We start from the raw sequence: 6,151 nt of genomic DNA, 5'->3' as shown, positions 1-6,151 counted from the left end.
GATAACTCTTTATTATCAACTTAGGAGAAATAAAATGTCTGATTTCCAAAAAAATTCAAGTAACTTTGAAGATCTGTGTTTAAAAATAGTTAAAAAACTTTTAGGAAATTCATTGAATAAAATAAAAAAAACGCAGCCATCAAAAGATGGAGGATATGATATTGATGCAACAATAAAATATAAAAATAAACAGTACAGCGTATTATTCGAATGCAAACTCCGAGGGAAAAATGTTAACTTACGAGATATTGCAGCGAACGTCATTATTGCCTATAACAATTGTACCGACAGCTTAGTTTTTATGATTAATCAGTATTTCACTCCACAACTTGAAGAACAATTATTGCGTTTTAGAGATTCAAGTCAATTGAATATAAAAGTATTAATAGGATCAGATATTGAAAATGTCATCCAGAATAACAATATACCTGTAAGTACAGAGTTGGCTGAGCTTTTAAAAGATAATAATAAAAGCAGAAAAAACAAACATATATCATCACTTGTTTTAAACACTGATTCCGAAAATATATGCAAGCAGATTATTGAAAAACCACAAGTTAATTCTGATAATAAAGAATCAGATTTTATTGCACAGGTTTATTCAAATGAGCTTAATAGAGCCGTTTCACTACTCAAAAATAATAAAAGCTTTATTGTTCAAGGCTATATTGGCATGGGCAAAAGTGCTTTTGTAAGAAAAATATTAAACACTGTCGACTGTATGTGTATAAGGTTAAATGCGGATGTGTGTCAGAATCAGGAACAAGTCATTCTTCATTTGATTCGCAATATTTGGGGATTACCGGACAATAGTTTTTTAGGTATGTTTGAGGAAGACGATATTGATTACATAACTCGTACTATCAATGACAATTATTCTATGGAAACTTGTAAATTTATAAAATACATATTAAACCAAACCTCTCTTTCTATAAAAATAGAGGCAAACTATATATTATGTGAATATTTAGTATGTATAATGAAACGCCATTATCCTAAAACAAAGTACGTTGTATATTTTGATAATTTTCATTCCGCTAATCAGGAAGTTAATGATTTCTTTGTATATTTGATCAATCTTTTTTCGGAAAAAGACATTCCATGTATAATTGAATATGATTTATCAGAATATGACCTGCAAAAGCAGAACCTGATGGCTTATAACAAAATAATTAATAAATATGCCATTATAGATATTGCCACTCTCACTGAAGAGCAAGCAAAAACTTGGTTTATCCAGGAATTGAATATCACAGAAAAAACTGCGAATCAAATTGTAAAAAGAGTAGGTACGCGATTTTATAATATAAAATTCATTTCCCAAAATCTAAAAAGAAGAATGCATACGCCAAACTTCGAAAAAGCAATGGAATTATTGGATATGTTGACACCAAACGATCTGTCCGATATAACATCGCAAATAATCAACTCTTGTAAGAAAAAAGATAAAAAACTATTTTATCTGCTAAAAATGTTGAACTGTCGCATTCCCATTGATTTGTGTTCATATTTGAATTTATCATACAGTTCACTTTTAAAAGAAGGAATCATCGTCAGAGAGGATCGCTATATATTTGTCTCAAATGAATTTGTTAAACAGGCTGTAATGAAAGAAACGTCTGATTTGGTAAATGAGCAAAATATTTCCGAATTGATTTTAGATTTCTGTACCCATAATCCTGGAAAATATAAAGATGTCATAATATATGGCTTATTTTACGCAGGCAAACTGGAGGAAGCTACAAAAGAAATAGATTTGTTAATCAAAGAACTTGGTCAAAAGCGCAATTTCACGTTAATGTTGGAATTCATTGAACTTGCAATAACTATTTCTGAAAATAACAAAAATGCTCACGCACTGTCAAACTATTTAATAAAAAAGCTTGAAGTATATGCAATCATTAAATCACTTATGTTGGACAAGGCAAGATTGACATTAGACCACTTGCAAACATTGGTGAATTCGGGACAGTTGGACTTACTTGATGAATCCTATTCAGAATTAGCAATCTGCTATTTTAAGGGTACTATCGCACTCAAAGACTATGCATTTTCAGATGATCTTCTGAATGAACATTATAAGTACTTTAAAAACTGCATAGATGGATTAATGAAAGATAATCCGGATGATTATCTTGGAAAGGTGTGCAGCAATTACGCAATCTACATAAAAGAAACCAAGGGCAATTCTGCGGCACTGGAAGTTTTTGGTGCAGCTTTGAAGGCTTTACCTAATTCCCAGACCCTGTATATTGAACATCTCAGTCATCTTGCCTGCATTTCATTGTCATACGAACCCCAAAAGTCATATGAATATTACAGTAAAATAATAGAAAAAGTAAACAACAGCCAAACCTTCTACTGCTTCCCCTTTCACGAATATGGGGACAAGGCTATGTGCAAAGTGCTTTTGAAAGAGGTTAATAAGGCCGTCTCTCATTCTGACCTTGGCATCAAATATGCTGAATCGCACGGCGTATTTGATGAAGTTGGAAGAATACTTAATATAAAAGGCTGCGCTTTTTTACTGGCTGACAAAGTATCGGAAGCTGTAAAATGCTTTAAAGAAGCGACAGAAATAATGGAGTATTCAGGATATAAGCACTATAGTTGGCGTAGCAAACTAAATTATGTAAACTATTTTATCACTTCTGGAAACAAAGAAGAATTAATAAAAATGCTATACGATGCGTACAGCATTTTTAAATCCGGATTAATTACAAAAGTTCAAAACCTAATTGAATCATGTGATGATTTTATCTCCAGTAGGGAATACCTGGTGCTTCTTGTTGTAGGCAAGTGCAGCCAGCTATTATTTGACACAAAAGCAAGTCAAAGAGCAGATTATATCTCGGCTGAAAAAATAGCTGATGAATTCAGATTTCCTGACAAAATAAAAAAACATTACCTCAAGACAATAAATCAGCTCATTAATCATCACGAACAGCTTGAACTGAAAAGCATTTATATTTATAATGGAGATATTTTTATTATTGGATAGATTCTAAAAGGAAAAGCTCGTTTTGCTTTGCAAATGAATACAAAAAGCAGTTATCAGCCGAAGGTGATTGAGAAGAAAAAGCTGAAATAGCGTTTCTTTTGGCGGAAACAGCTTCTTTGTTTCCATAAACATAGATCCAGTGAAAAGTGGTAAGATTTTTAGGCGGTTGGAAAATATCACTTTTTCTATTTGGCCAAACATCTTCATTTTCAGTATGTATCAAATAAGAAAGAACTTTTATGGGATGATTAATGATTCTTAGTGCATCATATAAATACATTGCACAGGCATAATGATCCCCATGCAAATCAAATATTGACGGGGCTGCGATTAAACTCGGCGAACATGATCTTATTGCGTATACCAAGTCGTCAAGGAAATTCTGACTTGTGTATTCAGCTTGAGTTTCCGTATGCAAAGAATGGACAGTTTCCTTATTCGCCGGATGATATGTACAAGATGATACAGGAGAATTTTGCTGTTCAGGAGTGCTTCTTAAGCGCATTAGAAAGCTTTTTTCTTTGCTCATTCCGGTATCTGCATATCCTAAGTACAGCATATGATCTTCACATATACCAAGTAATGACAGCGCATTCAAACTTTCATAATAACGTGTATATGCATAGTCTATTCCCCTGTAATCTCCGTTTGTCGCATACAGTATGTTTACAGTTCCATTTTTCTCCAGCACATTATGCATCAGTAAAAATGCGCTTAGAATCTCATCATCTTGATGTGGAGCAATTACAAGAAGATTCATTTTTACAACCTCATAAGTTCCTGCAAAATTTTGAGATTTTCAGTATCATTGGTACAATAGATTACATTTTTTTCTATTATATCATGAAAAAAGCCAAAAGCAACAAATGAAATTAAATTTCTGACTCTTAACCCATCTATTTCGTTCATCGCAAGAAATAATTCCGGCAGCATTGATTTCTCTAATTTTTGCTGTATAATAAAATCATGGATTAACCTGGCTACACCGGCTTCGGGTTCGCCAACCGCTGTTTTTTCATGATCTATCATGCAGATTTGTCCATCGAAGAAATAAACATGGTCAAATGTCAGATCGGTATTCACAGCACATAGCCTTTCCAAAGTGTTTTCTTCATCAGTTGAGGAAAAATGTTTTACGCAATCAATTAAGACCATGAAGATACAGCTTGGTATGCTTGATCTATTATAATTAAGCATTTCTGCTGCAGTTTGCCAACATAATTTACCTGAGAAACGGCAAGAAGGGTCAAAAAAGAAATCTTCAATTTCATTGTTCAGCTTCTCAATTGTTTTGTCGGGAGTATCATTCAATAATATTATGTCAATGTATTTTTCTCGTTCATCTTTGCTTATCTGACAGTTGTTCAGGACATTTTTTATGCACAACTTAAGTCTGTCAACACTTGATACATAGAAAGGTTCTGCTTTTTTTAGCAGGAGAAGAGCATGAAACTCATCATATCCTACCAATAATGGGCTATTGATTCTCTTATAAGCCTGTAATTCAGTTTTAAACATTTTACCGGCATTACGAGCATACTCATTTTTACGAACAGGATTATACATAGGACTTATTGCAAGGCGGGTGTAAGTCCTTTTTATAACATATTGATTGTTATTGCATTTTACCATATAAACATCTGACGAGTTGTTTTGGTTTGTTAGTATATGTAGCTGTTCTGCAGTACAGCCACTGCATTTATGGAAAAACTGTTTTATTGTTTCATCAGAATATCTGCTGATGCAATAAGGGTAAAGATTAATTTTCTTGTGTGATAGTACAGGTTTTGCATTATTTTCATCTTTAGGCGATGATTCACAATCAAAGTAGCACTTTAAATGTTTTTCAATAAACCGCCATGAACCCATTAGTTCTTTTGCAGCAGCTATCGCATTTTGTCCTAATGTATTGCTTAAATATGGTTGCCTTATGAAATGTTCCATGCGAGCGCTTAATTCCGCTACGTCACCGAATTTAACAAGAAAACCATTATACCAGTCGGTTATAGTATCTTTGGCAAACCCGTTTGGTGTCCCTATAACGGGAACACCTTCACACATCGCTTCAACAGCAACACGTCCGCCGGGTTCGTACAGTGAATGTGTCAGTAATACCGATGTTCTGAGAAGAACAGTACTTAATCCATAAGGATCAATACAGCCCCACCAAACGATTTTTCCGTATTGTTCCAGTATTGTTAAATCAGGATTTATTTCTTTGAAATCACTTCTGATCATTTCAATTTCCGGCAAACTACCTCCAGCTAGCCATAATGGCGGGCAAAGATTTTTATACTTATTATACAGCATATTCCAAGAGGAAAAAATGTGTTTCAACCCCTTATTCCTATCCATTCTTCCGATATATGTAAACGCTTTTTGCGCCCAGAATGTATCGTATGATTTGGGCTGAGCAATTTTATTATATTTCTCAGCCGCTGCTATTTGACTGCCGCGTGAAATCGTAGAGTTGAGTCTAGGGAAATCATTTGGATCATGGGAGGGCATAACAAATGATTCATGAATATACTGTCCCGCAACTACGATCTTATCTTTATCAACATTATACAGGGTCATAAGATCCGCTGCCTCATCATCGGAAACGCAAATAAGCCATTGTGCTTTATCGTAAATTTCTTGCTCATAAAATTCACGCTCGGGCATTGGTTCATAAGCTCCACGCTTTACTCTTCCCCTTGAATTAGATATGATGCTATGAACAAAAGGAATTTCTAATTTTTCACTTAAATCAGCTGCGATTCTTCCACTGTTCCAATATACACTATGAAGCTTTTCAGGCAGTCTACCCTGCTTCTTTATTATTTCAAGAATTTGTTCCACGTTTTGAGAATGATATTTCTTTAAAAGCGTTTTACTCATTGGTTCATTGTCACCATTTGTTAAACGATAGACTGTGCAATATTCATTATACTGTTCTTCGTAAGGAAGGTACTGCATGGATCTTCTTGTAAACATCAGACACCTAATTTTTCTTTTTCCGAACTCATCTAGCAACTCTTTCATGTACGTATGAGTTCCTCCCCATTCATCATATCCAGGAGCCATTGCCGGATCGGCGTGCATCGTAATTAATACTATATATCTTTCCATTTTACTTCCTCCTCTAACGGTTGATAATAAAGAGTTATC

General features: G+C 34.1%; 3 protein-coding genes. 1 reads left to right on the top strand and 2 read right to left on the bottom strand.

Going from position 1 to position 6,151, the window contains the following annotated elements; translation table 11 throughout:
• Nucleotides 1-34 precede the first annotated feature (34 nt).
• Nucleotides 35-3,001, top strand: a complete 2,967-nt coding sequence (locus DW938_RS14080; RefSeq protein ID WP_041337561.1) for a restriction endonuclease — start codon at nt 35-37, stop codon at nt 2,999-3,001.
• On the opposite strand, the gene DW938_RS14075 is transcribed toward DW938_RS14080, so the two are convergent.
• The gene (locus DW938_RS14075) at nt 2,991-3,761 is read right to left on the bottom strand and encodes a PIG-L family deacetylase (protein WP_041337562.1); all 771 of its coding nucleotides are present in this window, start codon (nt 3,759-3,761) and stop codon (nt 2,991-2,993) included. The genes DW938_RS14080 and DW938_RS14075 overlap by 11 nt on opposite strands.
• Before the next feature lie 2 nt (nt 3,762-3,763).
• Nucleotides 3,764-6,112, bottom strand: a complete 2,349-nt coding sequence (locus DW938_RS14070; RefSeq protein WP_041337563.1) for a glycosyltransferase — start codon at nt 6,110-6,112, stop codon at nt 3,764-3,766.
• Nucleotides 6,113-6,151 lie beyond the last annotated feature (39 nt).

The organism is Ruminococcus sp. AM43-6, from assembly GCF_003461785.1.
Classification (GTDB): Bacteria; Bacillota; Clostridia; order Oscillospirales; family Ruminococcaceae; genus Hominimerdicola; species Hominimerdicola aceti.
The sequence above is the reverse complement of the archived record's forward strand: the minus strand, read 5'-3'. Positions and strand labels throughout refer to the sequence as shown.